This window comes from Mesorhizobium loti, from assembly GCF_013170705.1.
GTDB lineage: Bacteria > Pseudomonadota > Alphaproteobacteria > Rhizobiales > Rhizobiaceae > Mesorhizobium > Mesorhizobium loti_D.
The window spans coordinates 1,188,969-1,215,470 of sequence record NZ_CP033334.1 but is presented as its reverse complement, the minus strand read 5'-3'; the positions used below and the strand labels follow the sequence as shown (position 1 = coordinate 1,215,470).

General features: G+C 64.4%; 28 protein-coding genes. 16 read left to right on the top strand and 12 right to left on the bottom strand.

What is annotated here, in order from left to right:
* Positions 1-9 precede the first annotated feature (9 nt).
* From zwf to EB815_RS05835, 6 genes are all read left to right on the top strand, one after another.
* Positions 10-1,386, top strand: a complete 1,377-nt coding sequence (gene zwf / locus EB815_RS05860; RefSeq protein WP_065005485.1) for a glucose-6-phosphate dehydrogenase — start codon at positions 10-12, stop codon at positions 1,384-1,386.
* A gap of 14 nt (positions 1,387-1,400) precedes the next feature.
* Positions 1,401-2,105: an ROK family protein gene (locus tag EB815_RS05855; protein ID WP_065005544.1), complete on the top strand. Its 705-nt coding sequence runs from the start codon at positions 1,401-1,403 to the stop codon at positions 2,103-2,105.
* A 212-nt stretch (positions 2,106-2,317) separates the two neighbouring features.
* Positions 2,318-2,782: a MucR family transcriptional regulator gene (locus EB815_RS05850; protein WP_065005484.1), complete on the top strand. Its 465-nt coding sequence runs from the start codon at positions 2,318-2,320 to the stop codon at positions 2,780-2,782.
* 124 nt (positions 2,783-2,906) lie between these two features.
* On the top strand, positions 2,907-4,007 hold the full coding sequence (locus EB815_RS05845; protein ID WP_065005483.1) for an aminotransferase class I/II-fold pyridoxal phosphate-dependent enzyme: 1,101 nt from the start codon (positions 2,907-2,909) through the stop codon (positions 4,005-4,007).
* A 158-nt stretch (positions 4,008-4,165) separates the two neighbouring features.
* Positions 4,166-5,404 (top strand): MFS transporter, encoded by a 1,239-nt coding sequence (locus EB815_RS05840; protein WP_065005482.1) that lies wholly within the window; start codon positions 4,166-4,168, stop codon positions 5,402-5,404.
* Positions 5,405-5,510: 106 nt separating this feature from the next.
* A complete protein-coding gene (locus EB815_RS05835) occupies positions 5,511-6,611 on the top strand; it encodes a glycosyltransferase family 8 protein (RefSeq protein WP_155772499.1) in 1,101 nt (366 codons plus the stop codon).
* Between the two features lie 115 nt (positions 6,612-6,726).
* On the opposite strand, the gene EB815_RS05830 is transcribed toward EB815_RS05835, so the two are convergent.
* The 6 genes from EB815_RS05830 to hemC form a co-directional block, all read right to left on the bottom strand.
* Positions 6,727-7,464 (bottom strand): glutamine amidotransferase, encoded by a 738-nt coding sequence (locus tag EB815_RS05830; RefSeq protein WP_065005480.1) that lies wholly within the window; start codon positions 7,462-7,464, stop codon positions 6,727-6,729.
* Between the two features lie 18 nt (positions 7,465-7,482).
* Entirely contained in the window at positions 7,483-7,962 is a 480-nt protein-coding gene (locus EB815_RS05825; RefSeq protein WP_056574771.1) for a TerB family tellurite resistance protein, read from the bottom strand.
* 37 nt (positions 7,963-7,999) lie between these two features.
* Entirely contained in the window at positions 8,000-9,601 is a 1,602-nt protein-coding gene (locus tag EB815_RS05820) for a heme biosynthesis protein HemY (RefSeq protein ID WP_065005479.1), read from the bottom strand.
* A gap of 10 nt (positions 9,602-9,611) precedes the next feature.
* Positions 9,612-11,063: a COG4223 family protein gene (locus EB815_RS05815; protein WP_065005478.1), complete on the bottom strand. Its 1,452-nt coding sequence runs from the start codon at positions 11,061-11,063 to the stop codon at positions 9,612-9,614.
* 109 nt (positions 11,064-11,172) lie between these two features.
* Positions 11,173-11,889: a uroporphyrinogen-III synthase gene (locus tag EB815_RS05810; protein ID WP_065005477.1), complete on the bottom strand. Its 717-nt coding sequence runs from the start codon at positions 11,887-11,889 to the stop codon at positions 11,173-11,175.
* 2 nt (positions 11,890-11,891) lie between these two features.
* On the bottom strand, positions 11,892-12,818 hold the full coding sequence (hemC, locus tag EB815_RS05805; protein ID WP_065005476.1) for a hydroxymethylbilane synthase: 927 nt from the start codon (positions 12,816-12,818) through the stop codon (positions 11,892-11,894).
* A 157-nt stretch (positions 12,819-12,975) separates the two neighbouring features.
* Between hemC and tsaD the strand changes: the two genes are divergently transcribed.
* The 7 genes from tsaD (at position 12,976) to EB815_RS05770 (ending at position 17,781) form a co-directional block, all read left to right on the top strand.
* On the top strand, positions 12,976-14,061 hold the full coding sequence (tsaD, locus tag EB815_RS05800; protein ID WP_171883344.1) for a tRNA (adenosine(37)-N6)-threonylcarbamoyltransferase complex transferase subunit TsaD: 1,086 nt from the start codon (positions 12,976-12,978) through the stop codon (positions 14,059-14,061).
* Positions 14,058-15,074: an NAD(P)H-dependent glycerol-3-phosphate dehydrogenase gene (locus EB815_RS05795; RefSeq protein WP_056574756.1), complete on the top strand. Its 1,017-nt coding sequence runs from the start codon at positions 14,058-14,060 to the stop codon at positions 15,072-15,074. The genes tsaD and EB815_RS05795 overlap by 4 nt, the downstream gene beginning before the upstream one ends.
* A gap of 67 nt (positions 15,075-15,141) precedes the next feature.
* Entirely contained in the window at positions 15,142-15,438 is a 297-nt protein-coding gene (locus tag EB815_RS05790) for a YciI-like protein (protein WP_056574754.1), read from the top strand.
* A 38-nt stretch (positions 15,439-15,476) separates the two neighbouring features.
* Positions 15,477-15,902: an EVE domain-containing protein gene (locus EB815_RS05785; protein ID WP_056574751.1), complete on the top strand. Its 426-nt coding sequence runs from the start codon at positions 15,477-15,479 to the stop codon at positions 15,900-15,902.
* Complete coding sequence (locus EB815_RS05780; RefSeq protein ID WP_056576411.1) at positions 15,899-16,555, top strand: class I SAM-dependent methyltransferase; 657 nt, start codon at positions 15,899-15,901, stop codon at positions 16,553-16,555. Before EB815_RS05785 ends, EB815_RS05780 begins: the two co-directional genes overlap by 4 nt.
* A 52-nt stretch (positions 16,556-16,607) precedes the next feature.
* On the top strand, positions 16,608-17,024 hold the full coding sequence (locus tag EB815_RS05775) for a DUF1761 domain-containing protein (protein WP_056574749.1): 417 nt from the start codon (positions 16,608-16,610) through the stop codon (positions 17,022-17,024).
* A gap of 13 nt (positions 17,025-17,037) precedes the next feature.
* Positions 17,038-17,781 carry a glycosyltransferase family 25 protein gene (locus tag EB815_RS05770; protein WP_056574746.1) on the top strand — a complete coding sequence of 248 codons (744 nt, stop codon included), beginning with the start codon at positions 17,038-17,040 and terminating at the stop codon, positions 17,779-17,781.
* 21 nt (positions 17,782-17,802) lie between these two features.
* On the opposite strand, the gene gcvA is transcribed toward EB815_RS05770, so the two are convergent.
* On the bottom strand, positions 17,803-18,735 hold the full coding sequence (gene gcvA, locus EB815_RS05765) for a transcriptional regulator GcvA (protein ID WP_056574743.1): 933 nt from the start codon (positions 18,733-18,735) through the stop codon (positions 17,803-17,805).
* Positions 18,736-18,899: 164 nt separating this feature from the next.
* On the opposite strand from gcvA, the gene EB815_RS05760 reads away from it, so the two are divergent.
* Positions 18,900-19,145 carry a hypothetical protein gene (locus EB815_RS05760; protein WP_056574740.1) on the top strand — a complete coding sequence of 82 codons (246 nt, stop codon included), beginning with the start codon at positions 18,900-18,902 and terminating at the stop codon, positions 19,143-19,145.
* 109 nt (positions 19,146-19,254) lie between these two features.
* On the opposite strand, the gene EB815_RS05755 is transcribed toward EB815_RS05760, so the two are convergent.
* Entirely contained in the window at positions 19,255-19,791 is a 537-nt protein-coding gene (locus EB815_RS05755) for a L,D-transpeptidase family protein (RefSeq protein ID WP_171883343.1), read from the bottom strand.
* A gap of 144 nt (positions 19,792-19,935) precedes the next feature.
* On the opposite strand from EB815_RS05755, the gene EB815_RS05750 reads away from it, so the two are divergent.
* Both EB815_RS05750 and EB815_RS05745 read left to right on the top strand, forming a co-directional pair.
* Positions 19,936-20,619, top strand: coding sequence for a response regulator transcription factor (locus EB815_RS05750; RefSeq protein WP_056574733.1), 684 nt, complete (start codon positions 19,936-19,938; stop codon positions 20,617-20,619).
* Positions 20,620-20,840: 221 nt separating this feature from the next.
* Positions 20,841-21,296 (top strand): cyclic nucleotide-binding domain-containing protein, encoded by a 456-nt coding sequence (locus EB815_RS05745; RefSeq protein WP_056574730.1) that lies wholly within the window; start codon positions 20,841-20,843, stop codon positions 21,294-21,296.
* Between the two features lie 2 nt (positions 21,297-21,298).
* Here the strand turns inward: EB815_RS05745 and EB815_RS05740 are convergent, their stop codons facing one another.
* The 4 genes from EB815_RS05740 to EB815_RS05725 all read right to left on the bottom strand — a co-directional run bounded on the left by EB815_RS05740 (position 21,299) and on the right by EB815_RS05725 (position 26,471).
* Positions 21,299-21,916, bottom strand: a complete 618-nt coding sequence (locus EB815_RS05740) for a GNAT family N-acetyltransferase (RefSeq protein WP_056574728.1) — start codon at positions 21,914-21,916, stop codon at positions 21,299-21,301.
* Positions 21,917-21,940: 24 nt separating this feature from the next.
* The gene (locus tag EB815_RS05735) at positions 21,941-22,747 is read right to left on the bottom strand and encodes an exodeoxyribonuclease III (protein WP_056574724.1); all 807 of its coding nucleotides are present in this window, start codon (positions 22,745-22,747) and stop codon (positions 21,941-21,943) included.
* Positions 22,748-23,011: 264 nt separating this feature from the next.
* Positions 23,012-23,692 (bottom strand): outer-membrane lipoprotein carrier protein LolA, encoded by a 681-nt coding sequence (locus tag EB815_RS05730; protein WP_056574722.1) that lies wholly within the window; start codon positions 23,690-23,692, stop codon positions 23,012-23,014.
* 130 nt (positions 23,693-23,822) lie between these two features.
* On the bottom strand, positions 23,823-26,471 hold the full coding sequence (locus EB815_RS05725; RefSeq protein WP_056574719.1) for a DNA translocase FtsK: 2,649 nt from the start codon (positions 26,469-26,471) through the stop codon (positions 23,823-23,825).
* Between the last annotated feature and the right edge of the window lie 31 nt (positions 26,472-26,502).

Sequence of the window (26,502 nt, the reverse complement as noted above, 5' to 3'; positions counted from 1 at the left end):
GACGCACGCATGAGCCAGGAACGGTCCGACACGCTGGTGCTCTTCGGAGCGACCGGCGACCTTGCCCACAAGAAGATATTTCCGGCACTTTACCAGATGGTCGCCAAGGGCACGCTCACCGAGCCGGTGATCGGCGTCGCCTTCGACGCCTGGGATTTGAAGCAGTTGCAGGACCGCGCCCGCGACGGCATCGTCAATGCGCTGGGCAAGATCGACGAGAAAGTCTTCGCCAAGTTCGCCTCGCTGCTGCGCTATGTCAGCGGCGACTATCGCGACCCGGCCACGTTCGAGAAGCTGAAGACCGCACTCGGCAGCGCCCAGCGTCCGCTGCACTACATGGCGGTGCCGCCGACCATGTTCGAGACTGTCGTGCAAGGCCTGGAACAGTCGGGCACCGCGCATGGCGCGCGGCTGATGGTGGAAAAGCCCTTCGGCCATGATCTGCAATCGGCGCGCTGGCTGAACCGCGTGCTGCATCTGGTGTTCGACGAACAGTCGATCTTCCGCATCGACCACTATCTCGGCAAGGAAGCGATCCAGAACCTGCTCTATTTCCGCTTCGCCAACTCCTTCCTCGAGCCGATCTGGAACCGCAACTTCGTCGAGAGCGTGCAGATCACCATGGCCGAGGATTTCGGCGTCGAGGGCCGCGGTAAATTCTATGACGATGTCGGCTGCATCCGCGACGTCATCGAGAACCACCTGCTCAACATCCTTTTGCTGCTCGCCATGGAACCTCCGGTCGGGCGCTCCGCCGACGACCTGATCGACGAGAAGGTGCAGGTGCTGCGCGCGATCCGCACGCTGACCAGGGACGATGTCGTGCGCGGCCAGTTCACCGGCTACCTCGCCGAGCCCGGCGTCAAGCCGAACTCGCCGGTGGAGACCTTCGCGGCGGTGCGCTTCTTCGTCGACACCTGGCGCTGGCAGGACGTGCCGTTCTTCATCCGCGCCGGCAAGAACATGCCGGTGCATGTCACCGAGGTGGTGGTGCGGCTGAAGCGCCCGCCGCTCGATGTCTTCGATCCGATCAAGCCCGCCGACCAGAATTACGTGCGTTTCCGCATCGATCCGCAGGTGGTGATCGCCATCGGCGCGCAGCGCAAGGCGCCCGGCGACGACATGGTCGGCGAGCAGGTGGAATTGACGGCGCTCGACGACAGCAAGGCCGACATGCCGCCCTACGAGCGCCTGATCGGCGATGCCATGAACGGCAATGGCCAGCTCTTCACCCGCCAGGACGCCGCCGAGCTCGCCTGGCGCATCGTCGGACCGGTACTTGGCGACACCACGCCGCCGCATCTCTACGACCCGAAGACATGGGGGCCGGCCGACGCCATGGCCGGCTTCGGGCCGCCCAATGGCTGGATCGACCCGGTGGCATGAGCGGAGGCGACCCGATGGCCAAGGCGGTGAAGCAAGCAGCAGCCGGCCCCGAGCAGATCGTGCTGGCGATCGACATTGGCGGCTCGCATGTGAAGATCCTGACCAGCGCCGGCGGCACGGAGCGCCGGGACGATTCCGGCCCGGACCTGACGCCGCAGCAGATGATCGACAAGGTGAAGAAGCTCGCCGAGGGCCTCCCCTACGACGTCATATCGATGGGCTATCCGGGCCCGGTGCGTCACAACAAGCCGGTGCTCGACCCGATGAATCTCGGCAAGGGTTGGGCCGGCTTCGATTTCGCCGCGCAGTTCGGCAAGCCGGTGAAGGTGGTCAATGATGCGCTGATGCAGGCCATCGGCAGCTATGAAGGCGGGCGCATGCTGTTCCTGGGCCTCGGTACCGGCCTCGGTGCGGCGATGGTCTTCGACAATGTCGGCCAGCCGATGGAGCTCGCCCATCTTCCCTACCGGAAAGGCCGGAGCTTCGAGGACTATGTCGGCGAGCGCGGCTTGGAAAAGCACGGCAAGAAGAAGTGGCGCAAATACGTCTTCGACGTCGTCAACCGGCTGCGCGCCGCCCTGCAGCCAGACTATGTCATCATTGGCGGCGGCAATGTCGACAAGCTCGACGAGTTGCCGGCCGAGTCCAGGCGCGGTGACAACACACGCGCCTTCGAAGGTGGATTTCGTCTGTGGCGAGACAAGGCCTTGATCGTCTGATATTATTACAGTTTAGTATAGTTGTTCAAAATAGCGTGTGACGGCGCGCTAAATCATTGCGTTATGCAGATTTGCCGACTAGGAATTTCGCCGCACCGCCCGGCGTGCTCCAATGGATACGCTTAAGACGCTTCAGCATTTTTGATTTGTGCCTCGTGCCGTCGAAAACGATTCTGATTTTCGAGGCCGTGTGCCACAGACGGAGGAAAACATTGACCGACGATAGCAACGACGCTCGCAAAGACATCGACCTTCTCGAGCTGACCGCCCATATCGTGTCCGCTTACGTCGAGAAGAATCGCCTGCCCGTCTCCGGCCTTGCCGACCTCATCGCCAGCGTCGCCACCTCGATCGGCGGGCTCGGAAAGCCGGCCGTGCCGGTGGCGGTCCCCCTGGTTCCCGCTGTCAACCCGAAGAAGTCGGTGACGCCGGATTTCATCATCTGCCTCGAGGACGGCAAGAAGTTCAAATCGCTGAAGCGCCATCTCGGCGTGCATTTCGGCCTGACGCCGGACGCCTATCGCGCCAAATGGGGCTTGCCGGCGGACTATCCGATGGTTGCGCCCAACTATGCGGCCTCACGCTCGGAACTGGCGAAGTCGATCGGCCTCGGCCGCAAGGCCGTCGAAGTGGTGCCCGTCAAGGCCAAGGGCCGGAAGGCCAAGGTTTCGGCCTGAGAAGATCGGTCCTGAGCCAATCGTTAGGACGACTGGAACAGAAGCCTGCCGGCGAATTCGCCTTGGCAGGCTTCACGTTTTTGTGGCTTGGATGAACCGGACAGGTTTTGGGGGAAGCGAAGCCATGAACTACACCAGGATGGTGATCGAGAAGGAAGCACCGGAGGAATACGGCTACGACCGTATCCGCTACAATCTCTCCGAAAGCTCGATCGCCGATCAGAAGCTTTCCGACATCGGCCTGTCGCTGCCGGATCTGACGCTGTTCTATGGCGAGCATCGCGGCGACAAGGACTTGCGCGCGCTGGTCGCGGCGCAGGATGCCGGCATTTCGCCCGATGACGTGCTGGTCACCGCCGGTGCCGCCGGCGCGCTGTTCATCATCTCGACTTCGCTTTTGTCGGCGAGCGACCATCTCGTCGTCATCAGGCCCAACTACGCCACCAACATCGAAACGCCACGCGCGATCGGTTGCGCCATCAGCTTTGTCGACCTCGCCTTCGAGAACGGATTTGCCATCGATGTCGACGCCATCAAGGCGGCAATCCGGCCGAACACGAAACTGATCAGCGTCACCTGCCCGCACAACCCGACCGGTACGATGATGTCGCGCGCCGATCTCGACGCGTTGGTGGCGCTCGCCGAGGCCAACAACTGCCATTTGCTGGTCGACGAAACCTATCGCGATCTTTCCTATGGCAGGCGTCTGCCGTCGGCGGCCTCGCTGAGCAAGAAGGCGATCAGCGTCTCGTCGCTGTCCAAGGCCTTCGGCATTCCCGGCATCCGCATCGGCTGGCTGGTCACCAGGGATGCCGCCCTTCAGGAGACATTCCTCGCCGCCAAGGAGCAGATCGGCATCTGCGGCAGCGTCATCGACGAAGGCATTGCGCGCGGCATGCTGGAGCGCCGGGACACGTTCCTGGCTGCGCTGCTGCCCGAGATGGCCAAGCGCCGCGATATCGTCCAGGCCTGGATCGACCGTGAACCGCTGGTCGACTGGGTGCGGCCCGAAGGCGGTGTCGTCGGCTTCCCGCGCCTCAATGTCGAACCCGGCTTCGACCTCGACCGCTTCTACGCGAACCTGCTGGAGAACCACGGCGCCTATGTCGGACCCGGCCACTGGTTCGAGATGGAAAAGCGCTTCTTCCGGATCGGCTTCGGCTGGCCGACGGAAGCCGAGTTGAAAGGCGGGCTCGAAGCAATTTCGGCGACGCTGCGGCAGTAACTTCCTCGTGCGGTAGAAGGAAAAGGTGCAAGGTCCCTTGATCCTGCACCGATTTTAACGCATATGCGCGCCGAACTTTACTAAGTTTCATTGGCCGGAACAGCGCCCATTCGGGAAGTGCCCCGCCAGCCGGTGCAATCGCAACGGGGCCTCATTCCATGACATCAGTAAAAACTTCGCCGGAGCAGCGCTACGCCGCCTTCCGGCACAAAGCCTTCCTCAGCTACTGGACGGCACGCTTTCTCACCACTTTCGCGACCATGATCGTCTCCGTCGCCGTCGGCTGGCAGATCTATGATTTGACGCGCGATCCCTTCGACCTTGGCATTGTCGGCATTGTCCAGTTCCTGCCGTCGCTGCTTTTGGTGCTTGTCACGGGTGTCGTCGCCGACCGATTCGGCCGCCGCCTGATCATGGCTCTGGCTACGGTGGTCGAGGCAAGCTGTGCGCTCGTGCTCCTGTACTTCACGCTGCACGGCCTTGTCAGTCCGCTGCCGATCTTCGTCGTCCTGGCGTTGTTCGGCATGGCGCGCGCCTTTTACGGACCGGCCTCGTCGTCGCTGTTCGCCAATCTGGTGCCGCCGGAGGATTTCGGCAACGCGATCGCGTGGAACTCCTCCGCCTGGCAGACGGCGACGATCATCGGACCGGTCGCCGGCGGCCTGCTCTATGGCGTCTCGGCCGAAGCCGCATACGCTGTCGCCTCCGTGCTGATGCTGGTGGCCGGCCTGCTGATCTTCACCATTCCCAAGCCCGCCCAGCAGACCGCCACCGACAAGCCGACGATGGAGACGCTGTTTGCCGGCTTCCGCTACATCTGGAGCGAGAAGATCGTGCTCGGCGCCATCTCGCTCGACCTCTTCGCCGTGCTCCTGTCCGGCGCCTCGGCACTGCTGCCCGTCTATGCGCGCGATATTCTTGAACTCGGTCCCTGGGGCCTCGGCCTGTTGCGCTCGGCCCCCGGTATCGGCGCCATCTGCGTCGCCATCTGGCTCGCCGGGCATCCGCTTCGTGACAATGCCGGCAAGATCATGCTCGGCTTCGTCGCGGCATTCGGCGCCTGCACCGTATTGTTTGGCCTGTCCACCGTCACCTGGCTGTCGATCGTCGCGCTGGCGCTCCTCGGCGCCACCGACATGTTCAGCGTCTACATCAGGGAGACGCTGATCCAGTTGTGGACGCCGGACGCGGTGCGCGGCCGCGTCAACGCCGTCAATCAGGTTTTCGTCGGCGCCTCCAACGAAGTCGGCGAATTCCGCGCCGGCACCATGGCGGCGCTGATCGGCACCGTGCCGGCGGTGGTCATCGGCGGCGTCGGCGCCATCGCGGTTGCCGGATTGTGGGCGTACCTGTTTCCGGCGCTAAGGAAGGTGCGGCATTTGAACGGGCGCAACTGATTCAACCCCGTATGTGAGTCGCTGCCCCGAGCAATCGGCTTGCGCCGGCAATGGCTGAGATAGGCGCCAATCCGGCAAACATGTCGGCTATACGTGGAAGGTCGGCTTGAGTGCGTGGGAAATCGACATTGTCCGGCGCGTCCACTTTCCCCGCGGTCGACGTTCCGTTGCCGGCGTCTTTTCCGGCGCTTTCCAGGAGAAACCCGAATCGGGTACGCCGCTCGTGCCGGCTCTGGCGATCGGATGGAGCCCTCGCTTGGGGCGGATGAAGATGACCACCTGTCTCAGCGTCGCCCTTTGTGTCGACGGTGGAAATGTCGACCAGGCGGCGGTGACGATCGCTTCGGTGCTGGCCCATCTCTCGCCCGGGCCACCATTGGCGTTTCATGTATTTTATGGCGAGCCACCCAGTCGCCGCTCCCGGCGCCTGGAAACGCTGCGTGTGACCCCACACCGCCTTTTCGTGCACTATGTCGAGAACCGGTTTCGGAATATAGGGCTCTTCGACCACGTTACCCCAGCGGCGTTGCTGCGGCTGCAACTCGGCGAGTTCCTTCCCGACCTGGATCGCGTTCTATATCTCGATGCGGACATCCTTGCGGTAGCGGACATCCGGCCGCTGCTCGCCGCCGATCTTGGCGATGCAGTGGTGGGCGCCGTACAGGACTTGGGCCTGCACGCGGCCATAGCCGAGGAGAGGGTTACCGGGCGACCCGACTATATCCTCCATGTCCGCGACGCGCTCGGCTGGGACCTCGACAACTTCGCCTATGTCAACTCCGGCATGCTGCTGCTTGACCTTGCCGCCCTTCGTCGCGAACGGTTCGGCGAGCGGGCGGGGCAACTTGTAATGGACCATCCCCATAGGTTCCGCTGGCGTGATCAGGATGCGATAAACCTGCTGCTCAGAGGCCGCGTCGTTCTGCTGGACCCGCGCTGGAACAGCATGGTGTGGTTCCTCGAGCGCGAGCCACGTCGCTGCCATGCCGATATGGCCGCCACGGCACTGCAGCGTCGCGATCCTTGGCTGTTGCATTTCTCAGGCCCCAGCAAACCATGGCACGCCCTTGTCGACATACCCGACTACCGTCGCTGGTGGCGCGCCGCTGTCCGCACGTCCCCGGTCTGGGCCCTGAGATGGTTCAGGCTGCTGCTCGCGAAAGCGGGGGCGCAAGCGTGGGGATGGATCCGACGAGAACGCAGGTAACGAGGTGTGAAACCGCTCTCGTCGAACACAACTCGATAGAAGCACACGGTGTGGCCGCGACGACTTCGAATGGACAACGTCCGCTCTCAGCCGCTCTTGGGCCAAGCCCGGCGGTTCAACGCAATTGGGTTTTGCTCTGCCTCACCGCCGGTTGGCCAAAAACCATCCGCAAAAACTCGTCCAGCCAGCGCTTCAGGTGCATATCCCAGATCAGCCGGCCGCCGAGATGGTCGCGGCCGGGCTGCGCGCCCGGTAATTCAAAGCGATGCGCGCCGCGTACCACCCAGCGCTGCATCATCACCCGGGTCAGTTCGCCATGGAACTGGATGCCCCAGGCATTGTCTCCGTAGCGGAAGGCCTGGTTGGGGTAGGTATCGGCCGTCGCCAGCAGCGTCGCGTCGCTCGGCAGCGAAAAGCCCTCGCGGTGGAACTGGTAGACCATTTCGGGCCAGTGCATCAGTTTCTTGCCGGCCTCGGTCGCCTTGAGCGGATACCAGCCGATCTCGACCAGCCCTTCGCCGTGCCCCTCGACCTTGCCGCCGAGATGGTTGACCAGCATCTGCGCGCCGAGGCAGATGCCGAGACATGGCCGGTTCTCCCTGAGCGGAATCTCCAGCCAGTCGGTCTCGCGGCGGACGAACTCGTCCTCGTCATTGGCGCTCATCGGCCCGCCGAACACCACCGTGCCGGCATGGCCATCCAGCGTTTCCGGCAAGGCGTCGCCCAGCGGCGGCCGGCGGATGTCAAGCTCGAAACCCTCTTCGATGAGCATGTGGCCGACGCGTCCGGGGCTCGAATTCTCCTGATGCAGCACGATCAGGATTTTTGGCTTCGAACGCGTTCCGTGCGGCATCTGTAGGCGAGATCCCGTCTATTCGTCGCTGGATGTTCCACGTGCGCCCGGCGCATGCGCCGCCGCCTTGCGGCGCGCCTCGACCCGGTCATGGCGCTCGACGCCGATCAGCTCGGCGACACGCCAAACCGTATTGTCCTCGAGCTCATGCAACTCGCCATCGGCATAGACGATCTCCCACATCAGGCCGATGAACGCCTTGCGCCCCTCGGCGTCGAGATGGCGCTTGAGCACGCTGGTGAAGGCGTAGAGATCGATCGCCTCGTTGTCGGCGCGTTCGCCGGCGGCGGCGAGCGCTTCCAGTTCGGCGCCACTGATCGAATAGCTCTCCGCCAGCACCGCCTTGAACCGCTCCCACTCGACGTCCTGGCGCACGCCGTCGGCATTCATCACATGGTAGAGCAGCGCCGAGGCGGCGACACGAGGATCGTCCGTGCTGGCATGCGCGCCGGCGCCGGCCGGCAGGTCCCTGAGAAACGACAGAACGCGTTCGAACATCAATCCATTCCCAAACGGCCCACCGGGCCTGCCCAAATCAAAACAGCCGGAACCGGCGCGGCGACTTCTCCGCCTCGTCGTCCGGATCGACGCCGGGATCGTCCGGCAGGCGCGTCAGTTCCTCCGCCGGCTCCACGGCCTCGGCATCGGATGGCACCGCCGCGAACGCAGCCGCCGTGACCGGGGTAACATGGTCCTCGCGGCTCTCGACGTCCTTGCCCCTCACCTCATTGGCCGGGGCGGCATGATCGATCACGTCGATCGGCTTTTCGCTGGCCGGCTTCGCCAGCGCTTCGATGACCGGCACGGCGGCGTCAGGCGCATCGTCACGGCTGTCGATCAACTGGCCAAGCCGCTCCATCGGCGCGCGCCACTCGAAGGCGTCAAGCCGTCCGGTGACCGGCGACACCGGCGCCCAGCGTTCCGACACGACGCCGTCGGCCACCCAGGCCGGGTCCCGGGGTGCCCGCAAAGCCTTGGAGAGCAATTGCCGAACCTTGCCCTGGTCACCGGTCTCGGCCTCCTCGATATCGGCCAGAAGCAGGTACGCCCCCTCGCGGCGGTCCATCCGGATCGCGGCCTCGGCTTCGCTGCGGGCGGTCGAAAAATCCTGCGCGTCGAGCGCCGCACGCGCCACCGTCATCGAGGATTCGGCGTGGTTCTTCTTTATCTCCTGCAGCTTCTTCGCCCTGTTGAGCCGGTCGAGCACGGCGTCACCCGGACGCGCATGGGTATAGAGCTCGGCGATCTCGGGATGCGGCTCGGCCCTCCACGCCGTCTCCAGGATCTTGGAGCCTTTTCGCACATCGTTCTGCTTGAAGAGCGCTGCCGCGGCGGCGACGGCGGCCGGCGCGAAATCCGGCCTGAGCTTGTTCGCCTCCAGCGCCGCCGTCCTGGCGGCGGCGGGATCGCTGTCGGCGAGCGATTGCGCCTTGGCGGTCAACAGCACGGCGCGACGGCGGCTGGCGGCGTCGCGTTCGATCTGCCGCGTCGACTTCTGCGCGTCGACCAGCTTCAAGGCGCCGTCCCAGTCACCGCGCGCCGTCAACTCCTCGAGCGTCGATTCGGCCGCCCAGGCCAGTTGCGGCGCAACGGCGGCGGCACGGCCCGCATAGTGGCGGGCGGCATTGCGGTCGCCCAGCCGTTCGGCTTCGAGATAAAGCCCGCGCAGGCCGAGCAGCCGCATTTCGGGATCGTCGAGCATGCTCTCGAATTTCTGCCGCGCGCCTTCATGGTCGCCTTCGAGCAGCGACGCCTGCGCCTCGAGCAGATGGATCAGCGGCTCCTGGTCGGAACGGATCAGTTTAGCCGCTTCCTTGGTCTTCTTGCGGGCCAGCGCGCCATCGCCGGCGCCGGCGGCGATCATGCCGGTCGACAGCGCCTGGTAGCCGCGGTCGCGGCGGCGCACGCGGAAATAACGCGAGATGGTGTAGGGGCTGTTCCACAGCGACCTGACCAGCCACCACAGGATCATCACCGCGGCGACGACGGCGACGATGGCCACCGCAGCCACCATCAGGCTGACCTGGTACTGATAGCCGTTGAAGGTGACGACCATGTCGCCCGGCCGGTCGGCCAGCCAGGCAAAGCCCAGCCCGAGCGCAAAGACGACGATGAGGAAGGCGAGCAGGCGGATCATCGTGTTGCCCTCATGCCTTCATCGCGCCGGAGATCAGGGCGTCGACCTGGGTTTCGACCTCGATGCGCGCCTTCAGTTTGCCGGCAAAGTCGGCGCCCGCGGCCTTCGCCGCTTCAGGCAGCGAATTATACTCGGTGAGCGCCTTGGCATAGTCGCCCTGGGTGACCGCCACTTCCATGCGCGCCACGGTTTCGGGTGCGCCCATACCCTCGACGGCGCCGATCGGCCGGACCTTGACCAGCGATTCGGCGCTCGACATCAGGTTCTGCAGGAAGCCGGCATTCTGGTCGACCGGCGTGGCGGCGGCGACCATGGCATTGGCGGCGGCATCCATCTGCGAGGCGATCTCGGTGCGGGTCGGAACGCCCTTTTCGGCATAGGGCCGCAAGGTCGCGAGTTCAGGCGCGTTGGGAGAGATCGCGGCCAGCGTATCGAGTTCCGCCGAGAACGGCGCGCCGCGTTCGAGCGCCGACTTCAAGGCCGACGCGGCAATGGCGAGCGCGATCTTGGGCTGACCCGCAGCCGCCTCGACCTTGCCGGAAAGCTGCGACACCGACTGCTCCAGCGCGGTCAGCCGGCCATCCCTGGCCTTCGCCGCCTCGTCTGTTGATTTCACCAGCGCCTCGAGATCGGCCAGTTTTTCGTTGAGCGGCCCGAGATCGACAGGTGCGGCGCTGCCGGCCTTGCCGAGAGCGGCGAGCGCGGTTTCGATCTGCTTGACCTTGTCGCCGAGTGCGGCAAGCCCGGCGCCACCCTGCTCGACCGCCGATTTCAGCGCCGCGACATCGGCCTTTACCTGCTCCAGACCCGAGGAAAGCCCGACCATCTTGGCCGCCGCGTCATTGTTGCCGCCGGTTTCCTTCAAGCCGGCGATTTCGCTCTTCAGCGAGGCGATCTCGCCATTGACGCCGTCGAGTGAGACGCCGGTGCCGGAACCGGGCGCGCCTAGCAGGCCCGCAAACTGCAGGCCGCCGGCGCCGACCAGCGCGATGACGCCGCCGATAAGGCCGGCGGCAATGCCGTTGACGCCGCCACGCCTTGCCGAAGGAGGAGTCGGCGCCATTTTTTCGCCCCGTGTCTCGGTTCTTGCCTTGCTGTTGTCGGCGCGCTTCGCCGACGCGTCCTCGAAATTGTAGTCCGAGGCCTTGGCGGCGTCGGACGGTGCATCCGAACCGGGATAGGGCAGCTCCGGCCCAGCGGCTTTGGCCTCCACGGGCGGCTCTGTCCCGGCCTGCCCGGCGGCATCGGCGTGTTCCCAGGGTTCAAGGTCGGTCTGGTCGGCATGCACCGGCTCCTCGGGAATCTCCGCTTGAGACCCTTCCGCGGCCTGGGCTTCTTCGCTTGTCGCTGGCGACTTCGCGGCATCCTCGTCGACGATACGGGAGACGGCGCCGGGTTCGAGATCGATGGTCACCGGCTCGCGGCGGCTTTTCGAGTGTCGCATCTTCGGCGTCTTGACCATGCCTGGCTCCGCAAAATTCGCTTCGTCTCAACGCCTGGCGGCGCGTGATGGTTCACAAAGGGTCTAGCACATCACCAAGCGGTGAAAAGGGGCGGTGTGATGACGCGGGTCAGCGGGGCGCCGGCAAAAGTGCCAGCAGGGCTCCCTCATCGGGCTCCTCGGCGACGCGGATTGCCTTGCCGCCACTGTCGTCGAATGCAGCGGCGATACGCGCGGAAAGAGCGAAAAAGCGTGTCTTTTCAAAGACGCCTTGCAAGGCAGGCCGTGTGGCGAGAACCTGCATCGCGGCGGCCGCCTTGGCCGAATAGAGCAGCACCGCATCGACCGGCCGGCCGGACATAAGCGCAAGGATGGTACCATCCGAATGCCGCACCGGAAGCGTGTCATACGTCTCCATGGCATGAACCAGGACCCCAGCCGCTTCCAGCCTCTGCTCGAACAGCGGAAACCGCACGCGGCCGCAGGGATAGACGATTGCCTTGCCGGGAAACGCGGTCGCAAGGCTATCGGCCAACGCCTCGGCATCGCCGGCGCCTTCAACGACCGACGAGAACCCCATCTTGCGAGCCGCTTCGCCGGTCCTGGCGCCTACGGCGTGGCAAGGCAGGGCGGCGAGCGCCGCGATCACTTCCCTGGGGGCATGACGCAAGGCATTGGCGCTGGTGACGGCAACGGCGACAGCGTCATCTGGAATCAGCCCGGCATCGACAGGCAAAGTCGCCGTTTCAGTCAGCGGCAGGAGAACCGGCTGAAAGCCTGTGTCCTGAAGCCGCCGGGCCGTGCGCGAGGCGCCCGGTTCCGGTCTGGTCACCAGGACGCGAAGCATGTTCAGACCCAGCCGTCGAAGAACTTTTCGCCGGCCTTGGCCCGCACCGTCCGCGCGGCCTCATCGCCGATGCGGGCGGCATCCTGTGCTGCTCCTTGCAGTTCGACCGTGTGCGACTGCGTGCCGTCGGGCGAGATGATCAGGCCGGCGAAGGTGAGTTTTCCGGCATCGATCGCCGCATAGCCGGCGATCGGCGTGCGGCAGGAACCGTCGAGCGCCGCCAGGAAGGCGCGCTCGCAGGCGAGTGCCTGTCCGGTCGGCACATCGTGGATCGCCACCAGCATCCTCTCGGCAGCGCGATCGCCGATGCGCGTCTCGATGCCGATCGCGCCTTGGCCGGGCGCCGGCGGGAAGATCTCGAGCGGCATCAAATCCGTGGCGACATGTTCGAGCCCCAGCCGCTTCAGCCCGGCATAAGCGAGGATGGTTCCAGCCGCGACGCCTTCGTCGAGCTTGCGCAGCCGCGTCTGCACATTGCCGCGGAACATCACCACGTCGAGATCCGGCCGCATGCGGCGGATCAGCGCCTGCCGCCTGAGCGATGAAGAGCCCACTTTGGCGCCGCGCGGCAGTTCGGCGATCGTCTTCACCGCCTTGCCGACAAAGGCGTCGCGCGCATCCTCGCGCGGCAGGAAGGCGGAGAGCTCGAGGCCGTCCGGCAATTGCGTCGGCATGTCCTTGGACGAATGGACGGCGATGTCGATCGCGCCGGCGAGCAGGGCTTCCTCGATCTCCTTGGTGAACAGGCCCTTGCCGCCGGCCTCCGACAGCGGACGGTCCTGGATGCGGTCGCCGCTCGTCGAAATGACGACAACCTCGAAGGCATCCGCCGGCATTTTATGCGCCGCCATCAGACGCGCCTGCGTTTCATGCGCCTGGGCGAGCGCCAGCGGGCTGCCGCGTGTTCCGATTTTCAAGGTTGTTTGCATGGCGCGCGGTCCGTGATAACCCCCGGCCAGAGCATTTTGCAGCCAAGTGGAGCCACCTGGCGTCGCGGAAACGCGGCTGGAATAACCGAGGCCTTTTCGGGCTTTCTCCTAACGGGGAAAGGCCCGATAAACAATCTCTTGGGATAGCGACGAATTGATCCGTGTTCTGGGCATTGAGACGAGTTGCGACGAGACAGCCGCCAGTGTCGTGGCGCTCGAGGGCGATGCCGCGCCGAAAATCCTGTCCAACGTCGTGCTTTCCCAGATCGAGGAGCATGCCGCCTTCGGCGGCGTCGTGCCCGAGATTGCCGCGCGCGCCCATGTCGAGGCGCTGGACGGCATTGTCGAGGCGGCCCTTGCCGATTCGGGCACGGCCCTTGCCGATATCGATGCCATCGCCGCCACCGCCGGCCCCGGCCTGGTCGGCGGCCTGATCGTCGGGCTGATGACGGCCAAGGCGATCGCCGCGGCGGCGGGCAAGCCGCTGATCGCCATCAACCACCTGGAGGGCCACGCCTTGACGGCACGGCTGACCGACGGGCTCGAGTTTCCCTATTTGCTGCTGCTCGTCTCCGGCGGTCACACGCAGATCCTGGCCGTGCGCGGTGTCGGCGACTATCAGCGCTGGGCCACCACCATTGATGACGCGCTCGGCGAAGCCTTCGACAAGACCGCCAAGATGCTCGGCCTGCCCTATCCCGGCGGCCCGAATGTCGAGAAGGCGGCACGGAGCGGCGACCCCATGCGCTTTGCCTTTCCCAGGCCGATGAAGGGATCGGCGCAGCCCGATTTCTCCTTCTCCGGCCTGAAGACCGCCGTGCGCCAGGCCGCCACGGCGATCGAGCCGCTGAGCGACCAGGACGTCGCCGACATCTGCGCCTCATTCCAGGCGGCGGTCGCCGATGCGCTTGCCGACCGTGTATCGCGCGCGTTGGCACGGTTCAGCGAAACATTTCCCGGCACCAGGAACCCGGCGCTGGTCGTCGCCGGCGGCGTCGCCGCCAACCGCACGATCAAGGCGACGCTGGAGCGGCTTTGCGCCCAGGCCGGTTTCACCTTTGTCGCGCCGCCGCTGAAACTTTGCACCGACAATGCGGCGATGATCGCCTGGGCCGGGATCGAGCGCCTGCGCGAAGGCATGGCGCAGGAGAACGGCTTCGATTTCGTGCCGCGTTCGCGCTGGCCGCTGGACAGCATCTCGGCGCCGATGGTCGGCTCCGGCCGGCGCGGAGCCAAGGCATGACGGGTGAAGCCAGGAACAATCCAGGCAAAAGCGGCTGGCGTGTCGCCGTGCTCGGCGGCGGCGCCTGGGGCACGGCGCTGGCGCTGGCCATGCTGCGCGCCGGACATGCGGTGCGGCTCTTCGCGCGCGATCCGGAAACCGTGGCCGCGATCGGCCGGGGCCAGAACCCGCGCTACCTGCCCGGCATCGCGATTGCGCCCGGCATCGAAGCGACATCGGACATCAGGGCGGCGCTCGCCGGTGCCGATTGCGTGTTGGCGGTGACACCGGCGCAGTCCTTGCGGGCGACGCTGGCGGCCGCGAAGGACCATATTCCGGACGGCATCCCGCTCGTTCTCTGCGCCAAGGGCATCGAGCGCGACACCGGCTCCTTGCTGTCGGCGATTGTCACCGAGATCCTGCCGCGAAACCCTGTCGCCGCCTTGTCTGGCCCGAGCTTCGCCACCGATGTCGCCCGAGGCCTGCCGACAGCGGTAGTGGTGGCCGCCGGCGACGAGGCCCTGGCGGCCGACCTCGCTGCCCGCTTTTCCGCGGAGAATCTGCGTTGCTATTCGAGCGACGACCTGATCGGCGTCGAGATCGGCGGCGCCCTGAAGAATGTCTTTGCGATTGCCGCGGGTGCCGTCACCGGCGCCGGGCTCGGCGCCAGCGCCCAGGCCGCGATGGTGACGCGTGGCTTCGTCGAACTGCGCCGCATCGGCGCCGCCTTCGGCGCCCGGCCAGAGACGCTGATGGGGCTTTCCGGCCTTGGCGACCTGCTGCTGACCTGCTCGTCGGCGCAATCGCGCAATTTCGCCTACGGGCTGGCGCTCGGGCAGGGCAAGTCGCTTTCCGGACTGCCGCTGGCGGAAGGCGTGCCGACCGCGGCGATCGCCGCTCGCATCGCCGCCGAACGCGGCATCGACGCCCCGATCATCACCGCAGTCGCTGCCATACTGGACGGCACCATCACCATCCGCCAGGCTGTGACGGCCTTGATGACCCGGCCGCTGAAGACCGAAACCAACGATTGATCCCCACGACTTTGATCCCCCAAATCCCAATCCGCCAAATCTCGACCCCAAGACCAGGAGAAAAACCATGCTGTTTGCTTTGATTTGCAAGGACAAGCCGGGAAGCCTGCAGGTGCGCCTCGACACGCGGCCCGAGCATGTCGCCTTTCTCGAGGGGCTGAATGGCGACAAGAAACTGGCGTTTGCCGGTCCGTTCCTCGATGCCGACGGCAAGCCCAATGGCAGCCTCGTGGTCGTCGAGGCGCCGGATCTGGCGGGAGCGCAGGCCCTGTCGGCCGCCGACCCCTATGCCAAGGCCGGACTGTTCGAAAACGTCGAAATCCGCCCGTGGAACTGGACGTTCAACAAGCCGGCGGCTAGTTAATCTCGGTCGCTCGCAGCAGGGCCGCAAGGAGAGAAGAAATGAACTACTGGCTGTTCAAATCGGAGCCGTTCAAGTTCTCCTTCGAGATGCTGAAGGCCAAGGGCAAAGCCGGCACGCAGTGGGATGGCGTACGCAATTACGCCGCCCGCAACAACATGAAGGCCATGCAGATCGGCGATCTCGGCTTCTTCTACCATTCCAACGAGGGGCTGAACGTGGTCGGCATCGCCGAGGTCTGCGCGCTCGCCCATCCCGACACCACGTCGGACGATCCGCGTTGGGAGTGCGTCGATGTCCGCGCTTTCAAGGATGTCCCCAACCCGCCGACGCTGGCGGAGATCAAGGCCAACCCGAAGCTTGCCGAGATGGCGCTGGTGCGGCTTGGACGGCTTTCCGTGCAGCCGGTCACCCCGGCCGAATGGAAGGAAGTCTGCCGCATGGGCGGCTTGACGCCGGCTCCGTGACCGCCCTCACCCCGCACAGCGCCAGGCAGTTCATCCTCGACAACACCGCGCTGATGGCGCCGCCGCATGTACCTGAGATTCTGCTTCATCTTGCCGATGAAGCGCACGATCTTTGGCAGCGCACCGAGGACGAACTGGTCGAGATCGGCCTGCCGCCACCCTTCTGGGCCTTCGCCTGGGCCGGCGGCCAGGGCCTCGCCCGCTATATCCTGGACAATCCCGAGACGGTGCGGGCCAAGCGCGTGCTCGACTTCGCCTCGGGTTCCGGCCTTGTCGGGATCGCCGCCGCCAGGGCGGGTGCTGCCCAAGTGACCGCCGCCGACATCGATCCGTTCTGCGCCACCGCCATACGTCTCAATGGTGAGGCCAATGGCGTCGGCGTCGATTTCCTAGGCATGGACTGCATCGGCACCGATGCGGGCTGGGATGTGATCCTCGCCGGTGACGTTTTCTACGACAGATCCTTCGCCGACCGCCTGATGCCGTGGTTCGCAACGCTCAAGGCGCGTGGCGCCGAGATCCTCGTGGGAGATCCCGGCCGGTCGTATCTGCCAGGATCAGGGCTGGAACCGCTTGCGGTCTATGAGGTCGCCGTCACGCGGGCACTGGAGGATTCGCTGGTCAAGCGCACCACCGTCTGGCGCTTTGCTTGACGCCACCGCCGAACAGGCGTTTCCATAAAATCCGCATCGGAGGGGCAAGCTCATGGATTTTTCGGCAGTGAACTGGCTGGCGGCGATCGCCGCCGCCGTCTTGGCCTGGCTGTTCGGAGCCGCCTGGTACATGGCCCTGAGCAAAGCGTGGCTGAAGGCGGCCAGGCTCGATCCGGCGACGATGAAGAAATCGCCGTTGCCTTTCGTCATCAGCTTCATCGCCGAACTGGTCATGGCCTATATCATGGCCCTGGTCGTCGGCGCGATGACCGGCGGTGAGCCGACACTGCTTGCCGGGCTTGTCTTCGGCTTCGTGCTGTGGCTGGGTTTCATCGCGACAACGCTGTCGGTAAATCATCGCTACGAGAATTTCGGCTGGGACCTGACCCTCATCGATGGCGGTCACTGGCTGGGTGTGCTGTTGATCATCGGTGCGGTGATCGGCTGGTTCGGTGCCGCGGCAAGCTGAGAGTGGGTTGACGATGGCAGATGAGTCCGGTTTCCCGCGCGACCTGGTGTTCACCCGGGTCTGCCACGTCAAACAGGGCTATGACGACCGGCGCCGCCACATTGTCCGCGAATTCGAGCGGCGCGGCGTGCCGGTCTATTTCTATACCGACTGGGATCAGGCCGACATCACGCCGGAGATCCGCGACGAGTTGATCGCGCCGGCCTTTACCCACCCTCCGGCCGTCTCGCTGGCGCTGAAGCATGTCGGCATCTGGCGCGATTTCCTCGAGACCGACCAGCCTTATTGCCTGGTGTTCGAGGACGACGTGTTCCTCGCCCGCGACTTCGTCGCCAAGTTCCGGCAGGGACTGGCCGAGCTCGGCAGCCCCAAGCGCAAGGCCGTCATCTATCTCGGCAATGGCAGCAACTACTACACACCGAGCTGGAAACTGCGGAAGGGTCAAAGGCTCTACCCGGCACTGCATGCGCGCTGTGCCGATTCCTATCTCATCACCCGGCCGGTGGCGGAAGCGCGCTGCGCCTGGGTCGACCGCAACAAGATCTTCACGGCGATCGACCACCAAATCGAACAGATGGACGAAGAGCTGGGGGTCGAAATGTTGTGGTTCGAACGGCCGATCGCTGAACAGGGAAGCGAAAATGGCGCATTCCACACGTCCGTTTCCGGCAAGCCGCATTCGCTTCTGTACAAAAGCCTGAAATGGAAGTGGAAGAAATACACCCGCATGATCTTCGGCCACAATGCCAGGTCGTGAGCTCAATCTGGCCGTGATGATCTATGCCTTGTCCGTCGTTCGCGTCCTGGCCACTTCCTCCAGTATCCATTCACGGAAAGCGACGATGCGGGGGTCGTCAACCATCCCCTGGGGATAGACCAGGAAATAGGCGTATTCGGGCGCGACCTTGATGCTGAGCGCGAAGGGCTGCACCAGCCGGCCTTCGGAAAGGTCGTTCGCCACCATGGCGAAATCGGCGAGTGCGACGGCGTTGCCGTCGAGCGCCGCCTGGACCGCATCCGTGGAGGTGCCGAAGACAACGGTGCGGCTGTCGTCGAAATCGTCGACACCGGCCGCCGCCATCCACATGCGCCAGTTCGGCCATGTCACCCCCTGCCGCGCCCATTCGATATGGGCGAGCGTGTGGAGGAAGAGGTCGCGCGGTTCGCGCAACGGTGGCCCGGACGCCAGCAGGCCTGGGCTGCACACCGGGATGATGATGTTGTCGAACAGGCGGTGCGCGCAAAGCCCCGGATACTTGCCGGCGCCGAAGCGGATGCCGACATCGACATCATCCAGGTCGAAATCACGCAGCCCGTAGGCGATGTCGAACCTGAGCTCGATCCCCGGCCTTTGCTTGCGGAAATCCTCGACGCGCCGCATCAGCCATTTCGCCGCGAACTGGGCATCCAGCGTTACCTTCAGAAACTCCGTCCCGCGTGCCATCTTGCGCGCCCGCATGACGGCCCGCCCAAGCAGGTCGAGCGTGTCGGTCGCGGCCTCGAACAGCACCGTGCCCGCCTCCGTCAGACGGATGGTGCGGCTGGTGCGCGTGAAAAGCACGATGCCGAGCTGATCCTCGATTTCCTTGATCTGGTGGCTGACTGCCGCCGGCGTCAGCCCAAGTTCGTCGGCGGCGCGAGTGAAATTGAGGTGACGCGCCGCCGCCTCCAGCGTCCTCAACGCCCGCGTTCCCGGCAGCAGGGTTGCCATCAGCGCGTAACCCGGGAAAAGTGTTCCATGGCGCCTCAATCCTCAAATAAAACTTGATGATTGAGAAAAAACTACTCGTTTCCTTCCAGGATTTCAATCCGGCATGATGCACGCACTGAAACACCATCAAACCGGATTTGAAGTCAGGAAGAACGGATCACACCATGTCTCACATCGCTCTTCACCCCGCCTGTACCGCCCGGCCGGCACGGCTGTCGGCGATCCGCGACTGGCTGCGTCAGGCCAGGGTCGCGATCAACCTTCCTCACCAGAACGTCGAGGACCTGTCCGATCACCAGCTGCGCGACATCGGCGCCGGGCGCAAGGACATCGCCCGCGCCATGGACCGCGAGATCGGCCGGCTGGGTCTGCTCGACATCGGCTGGCAGCAGCCCCGGAGGAGGGGATAGGGGAGTAAGGCAGTACGGCAGCAGGGGAAATGCAAGGCGGCACCGGAAGACACGCCCTACTGCCCTACTGCCCTACTGCCCTACTGCCCTACTGCCCTACTGCCCTTTCCTACCTCACCACCCTGACCACCGTCCGGGCCGACAGCAGCGGCAGCAACCGCGCCATCGTGCGTGCGCTCACCGCGACGCAGCCTTGCGTCGGTGTGAAACCGGGACGCGCCAAGTGGAAGAAGATGGCGCTGCCGCGCCCCCTGCGGCGTGGCGCGATGTTCCAGTCGAGCACCAGGCAGGCATCATAGAGATCGTCGTCGCGCCGCATGCGTTCGTGGCTGGCGCGGTAGGGAATCTTGACCGGACGGTTGTAGTTGCGGTCGTCAGGAACCTCGCACCAGCCGAGATCGGGCCCGATCGGCGTCATCGCCAGACGCGTCCGGCGACCGCCGGCGAACTGATCTCCCCGAAAATAACCCGACAGGATCCGCATCGAGCCCAGCGGCGTGGCGCCGTCGCCCTCGCGCTTGTCGGCCGAGATGCCGCCATGCCCCAACGCGCAGGCAAACACCGCATTGCCGGCCTGCAAAAGGCCCTGGCTGGGGTGGCCGGGCCTCGCCCGCACGGTCAGCACGCGCAGCCGTTTTACCAAAATTGCGCCGGCTGCATTGCGATCGTGTTTTTTCTTGTATGATCGTGCCACTGAACAAATCACTGTGATCGGCTATTGTGTCGGCCAGCTTCCGCATAAATACGCAGCGGTCAACTGAATTTCATTTTCAAAACAACGGATTGATCCATGACTTCACGCACCATCCTGATCGTCGACGACGATGACGACCTGCGCGGCACGTTGGTCGAGCAACTCGCCCTCTACGAGGAATTCGACGTGCAGCAGGAAGCGACTGCGGCAAAAGGCGTCACGGCGGCACGCGGCGGCCTCATCGACCTGCTTATCATGGATGTCGGCCTGCCCGACATGGATGGCCGCGAGGCCGTCAAGATCCTGCGCAAGGGCGGCTACAAGGCGCCCATCATCATGCTGACCGGCCACGACACCGATTCGGACACGATTCTGGGTCTCGAGGCCGGCGCCAACGACTATGTGACGAAGCCTTTCCGCTTCGCGGTGCTGCTTGCGCGCATCCGCGCCCAGTTGCGCCAGCATGAGCAGAGCGAGGACGCCACGTTCTCGGTCGGCCCCTACACCTTCAAACCCAGCCAGAAGCTGCTCATCGACCCGCGCGGCGGCAAGGTGCGGCTGACGGAGAAGGAAGCCTCGATCATCAAATATCTCTATCGCGCCGACCAGAAAGTGGTGACGCGCGACGTGCTGCTCGAGGAGGTCTGGGGCTACAATTCCGGTGTCACCACGCACACGCTGGAAACCCATGTCTATCGTCTGCGCCAGAAGATCGAGCGCGATCCTTCCAATGCGGAAATTCTTGTGACAGAAAGCGGCGGCTACAAGCTGGTTCCTTAAACATTTCATTATCCAATGCGCGGTCTGGGCGGGACCGCTGTCGGGTACGATCCTGTTGGAGGGTATTCGGGATCGACCGCGCATCGGCCCAAAAATCGCTTCGATTTTTGGAAAGCACGATGCGCAAAATTGAAAATGGCAGAGCGTCCTTTGCGCGTCCAAGGAGATGCGCGGCGCTCTGAAGGAGGGATTGGACTGACCGTTCGGGGACGCAGCTAGAGATGGCGTTGGATGACGACATCCGCATCCTGTCCGCCGTGAGGCTCTTCGAGGGTTTCACGCAGGAACAACTGCGCCTGCTCGCCTTCGGCGCCGAGACCACCGTGGTGCGGGCCGACCACAAGCTCTACCGCGAGGATGACGAGGCCGATTCGGCCTATATCGTGGTCAGCGGGCGCATCGTGCTCTATCGCGAGCAGAATGGCCAACGCATCCCGATCGGCGAGGCCGGCCCCGGCACGATGCTCAGCGAACTGGCATTGATCGCCGACACCAACCGGCTGACCAGCGCGTCGGCCGAAATCGACTCGGAAGTGATCCGCCTCAGCCGCAAGATGTTCCGCCGCATCCTGGAGGAGTATCCCGAGGTGGCGGTGAAACTGCACCAGCGCATCCTCGACGATTTCCAAGCCTTGATCGCCCGCATCGAGGAGCTGGGGCCGCGGTTTGACGGGTAGGTCTAATTGCCGTCTCGAACGGCTTTTGGCCGGAACAGGCACCAGAATGGCTTCCCGGGCCCAAGTTCACCTTGGCCGAGGAGTTGAAACCCGCAACGTTCATAGAAAGCCAAATTCCTGCGTCGTGCGGTTTCGAGAAACGTCCCTGCCGAGACAGGATCTCTTTCGGCAAGATCGCAATAAGCCTTGATGAGCGCGCCGCCAGCCCCCTTTCCCTGCATTGAGGGGTGAACGCCAAGGACGCCAAGGTAGAAATGCGGTTTCCGCGGCTTGTATTCTTCACTGATGGCGTCAGCCCTCTCGAAGCGCGAAGCCATCGATTCCTGCCTTTGCTGAAGCAGAGCCCATCTCTGTTGGTGAGCTGGAAGCCATTCAGGCCGCCGCGTATCATAGCCCATCACCGCACCAAGGATGCGACCCTCGCTCTTTAACAGCAGCACAGGCATTCCAAGCGCCAGGCGCGCCGCCATCAGGATCGAGAAGAACTCCGTCACCAGCGCCTGACGCTGCGCAGGATCGCCCAAGAAGAAAAAAGCCATCTGCGGATCATCGGCAAAGGCAGCCGCCAGGCAGTCGGCCGCCGATGTCACATCCGGCTCTCGTGCTGCCACTATCTCCATTCAACGACCCCTTTGGCCTCCGGTCTAATCCAGGTCGAACCGTGCAATGACAGGCACATGGTCCGAGGGGCGGTCCCAGCCGCGTGCCGCCCTCAGGATTTCGTAACCGGCGAAATCCGGCACCAGGTTGGGCGACGACCAGACATGGTCGAGCCGCCGGCCCCGGTTCGACGCTTCCCAGTCCTGAGCGCGATAACTCCACCAGGTGTAGAGCTTCTGGTCCGATGGCACGTTGAGCCGCATCAGGTCGACCCAGTTGCCGGCCAGCCGCATCGCCTCGAAGTTTTCGGTCTCGACCGGCGTATGGCTGACCACATTGAGCAATTGCTTGTGCGACCAGACGTCGTGCTCGAGCGGCGCGATGTTGAGGTCGCCGACCAGCACCGAAGCGGACACCTCGTTGTGCTCGGCGCGGATGGCGTTCATCTCCGCGACGAAATCGAGCTTGTGCTTGAATTTCTTGTTGATTTCGGGATCCGGTTCGTCGCCGCCCGCCGGGACGTAGAAATTGTGCAGCAGGATCGTCTTGCCGCCGGCGCGCACAGTCACCGACAAATGCCGGCTATCCTCGATCTCGCAGAAACGGCGCTTTTCGACCACCTCGATCGGCCGCCGCGCCACGGTGGCGACGCCGTGATAGCCCTTCTGTCCATGGAAGGCGATGTGCCCGTAGCCGAGCTTGCGGAATGCCTTTTCCGGGAACAGTTCGTCCGGAACCTTGGTCTCTTGCAGGCACAGCACATCGGGGGCGTACTCATCGAGCAGGCGTTCGACGATCGGCATGCGCAGGCGCACGGAGTTGATGTTCCAGGTGGCGATGGAAAAGGGCATTTGGCAATCCGGGACAGCGTACTTCCAGCCAGGACCGATGAATCCTGACGGAGAAGACGCCTTTTGAGGGAGTCAGCCCCGAAACTGCCAGCCGGGCGCCACAAAGACAAGCCGGGCCATGTTGCATACCCTTCGAGATCGGCCAAAGCCTTCCCAACTTCGTCATCTTGGGGCGAAGCAGGCGCGCAGCGCCGTCGCGGAGACCCTGGGATCCATTCCGTAACGTCCGCCCAAAAACGCAACGGCGCAGAATAGAGTTGGCGATCAGCGCGTCTTGGTGTTCAGCTCGCGGTTGGCCGTATAGTCGATGGCAAAGGTGTCGGCGGCGAAGCTGACGCCTTCCTTGGTGTTGAAGATCATCACCGTGGTGTCCTTGCCTTGCGCGTCGGTGATCGTCCACTGGCGCAGATCATAGGTTTTCGGATCGAACATCATGGTGATCATCGCATTGCCGAATACCGACTTGTCGGCGAGCTTGATGGTGGTGAGGTCGTCCTCTTCCTTGACGCTCTTGACGCGATCGCCGGAGAGGTCGATGCGGTCGTCGAGCAGCAGCTTCAGCGGCGTCTTGGATAGCGGATAGAGATCCGACGTGTTCAGCTTCTTGTTGAGGATGACCACCGACTTGCCGTCGGAAATCACCCGGAAATTCGACGCTCCGTCATAGTTGAAGCGGATCTTGCCCGGCCGTTCCAGGAAGAACTTGCCGCCGGTCTGCTCGCCCTTGGGGCCGAACTGGACGAATTCGCCGCTCATCGATTTGACCGAGGAAAAATGGTCGGCGATCTTCTGCGCGGCTGCGGGCACGGCGGCCTGCGCCGAGGCCAGCAATTCGAAGCCAGGTATCACATTGAGGGCGGCTGCACCCGCAGCGACAAGGCCGAGGCCAAGCAGCTGGCGGCGGGTCGGGGCGAAATTTCCGAGTGCTGAAAGATCGTTTTTCATGGCGGTCACTCTCGTGGTGATTCCTGTATCTGTCGTTGTCCTGAGCCCCCAGTTTGGCTGAAGTTTGGCGGACGGACGGTGCTGCTCGTTTCAACGCGCCGCAAGGTTCAAGGTTGCGGCCGGCTTCTCATCAGAACTTGTCGTCTTCGGTTGGCACCAGGATTTCGCGTTTTCCCGCATGGTTGGCCGGGCCAACAATGCCTTCCTTTTCCATCTTCTCGATAATCGAGGCGGCGCGGTTGTAGCCGATGCCGAGACGGCGCTGGATGTAGCTGGTCGATGCCTTGCCGTCGCGCAGCACCACGGCGACCGCCTGGTCGTAAGGGTCGTCGGAATCCTCGAAATTGCCGCTGCCGCCGCCGGAACCGCCCTTGCCGGATGGCTCGTCGTCGTCCTCGTCGTCATCCTCGGTGATGGCGTCGAGATATTCGGGCACGCCCTGCAGCTTCAGGTGCCCGACGATCTTCTCCACCTCGTCGTCGGAGACGAAAGGACCGTGCACGCGCTGGATGCGGCCGCCGCCGGCCATGTAGAGCATGTCTCCCATGCCGAGCAGCTGCTCGGCGCCCTGCTCGCCCAGGATGGTGCGGCTGTCGATCTTCGACGTGACCTGGAAGGAGATGCGGGTCGGGAAGTTGGCCTTGATCGTGCCGGTGATGACGTCGACCGAGGGACGTTGCGTCGCCATGATGACATGGATGCCGGCGGCACGCGCCATCTGCGCCAGGCGCTGCACGGCACCTTCGATGTCCTTGCCGGCGACCATCATCAGGTCGGCCATCTCGTCGATGATGACGACGATGTAGGGCATCGGCTCGAGGTCGAGATTCTCGGTCTCGTAGATCGCCTCGCCGGTCTGGCGGTCGAAGCCGGTCTGCACCGTGCGCGATATCTTCTCGCCTTTTTTCTCGGCCTGCTGAACGCGGGCGTTGAAACCGTCGATGTTGCGCACGCCGACCTTGGACATCTTGCGGTAGCGGTCCTCCATCTCCCGCACGGTCCATTTCAGCGCCACCACCGCCTTTTTCGGATCGGTGACGACGGGCGTCAAAAGATGCGGGATGCCGTCATAGACGGAGAGTTCGAGCATCTTCGGGTCGATCATGATCAGCCGGCATTCCTGCGGCGTGAGCCGGTAGAGCAGCGACAGGATCATGGTGTTGATGGCGACCGACTTGCCCGAGCCGGTGGTGCCGGCGACCAGCACGTGCGGCATCTTGGCGATGTCGACGATGACGGCCTCGCCATTGATGGTCTTGCCCAGCGCCAGCGCCAGCTTGGCCTTGGTTGTCTCGAAGTCGCGGCTGGCCATGATCTCGCGCAGGTACACGGTCTCGCGCTTGGCATTCGGCAGTTCGATGCCGATTGCGTTGCGGCCGGGCACCACGGCGACGCGGCAGGCGATCGCGCTCATCGAGCGGGCAATGTCGTCGGAAAGGCCGATGACGCGAGACGATTTGATGCCGGGCGCCGGTTCCAGCTCATAGAGGGTGACCACGGGACCGGGGCGTACGGCGATGATCTCGCCCTTGACTCCGAAATCTTCCAGCACGCCTTCGAGCAGGCGCGCGTTCTGCTCCAGCGCGTCCTTCGACAGGCTCGGGTCCTTCGCCACGTTCTTCGGTTCGGACAGGAAATGCAGCGACGGCATCTCGAACTTGTCCGAGCCGATCAGCGAGGTCTGCGCCTCACGCTGGACGCGCGCGCCGGGAGCCGGGCGTGGTGCCGGCGCCTCGACGCGGGTGGCGGCGTCGGAGCGGAACTGCTGCACCTTGGCGGTGGAGCCAGCGCGACGCTGGACGACAGGCCCCTCGTCGTCCATGTCGTCGTCGCGGTCGAAGATATCGTCATCATCCGGATCGACGGAAACGCTGCGGTCATTGACCATGGCGGCGAAGAATTCCGGCTCGACGCGGGCGCGCCCATCCTGGCTCATGCGCTGCTCGGCGAACTCGGCCGACTCGACCCGTTCGGCGGCGCGGCGCCAGGCGCTGGCGCGCGGCTCCAGCTCCGGCTCGTATTCGTCCCGCTCCTGCCTGCGGCGCACCGCGCGCCGATGCATCCACGCGCGCAACGACAGCCACCAATGGGTAATGGCACCGAGCGCCAATATGCCCTCGTCGCCCTCATCCTCGTCATTGTCGAACAGAAGATCGTCCTCGCGCGGGTCCGCGACCGGTTCCTCCATCACGGCGAAGCCGTTCTTGCGCCCGATCAGCGCCGAGCCATAGGCGAACAGCCAGAGCGCGGGTGCCGCCAGCAGAACGGCGAGCACGCTGGCGATCAGTCCGGTCGGATAGCCGCCGATGAGGACGCCGGGAATCTTGAGCACCATGTCGCCGAACACGCCGCCGAGGCCGGTGGGCAGCGGCCAGGTCTTGGGCGGAACGATGCAACCGGCGATGGCGGCGGCGAGCAGCGCGAAGCCGAACCAGAACAGCCCGCGCTTGGGCAGCCTGTCGACACCACGCGCCGAAAACAGGAGGTAACCCCAGATCACGGCCGGAACCAGCGCGGCAACCGCGGCAAGGCCGAAGAACTGCATGGCAAGATCGGAGAACACAGCGCCGGCATAGCCCATGGCGTTGGTGACGGTGTTGTTGGTGGCGTGCGAGAAGCTTGGATCGGCAACGTTCCAGGTGGCGAGGCTGGCAACCCCGAAGGCCACCGCCAGGAACATGCCGGCACCGACCAGACGGCCGACCTGGCGCCGCGCGAAAGCCTGGATGCCGTGCCCCGTATCGGCCAGCGCGAGCGGTGCTGAAGCCCCTGAACGCATGCTCTTCCCCGTCAGATTGCCTGGCCAGAGC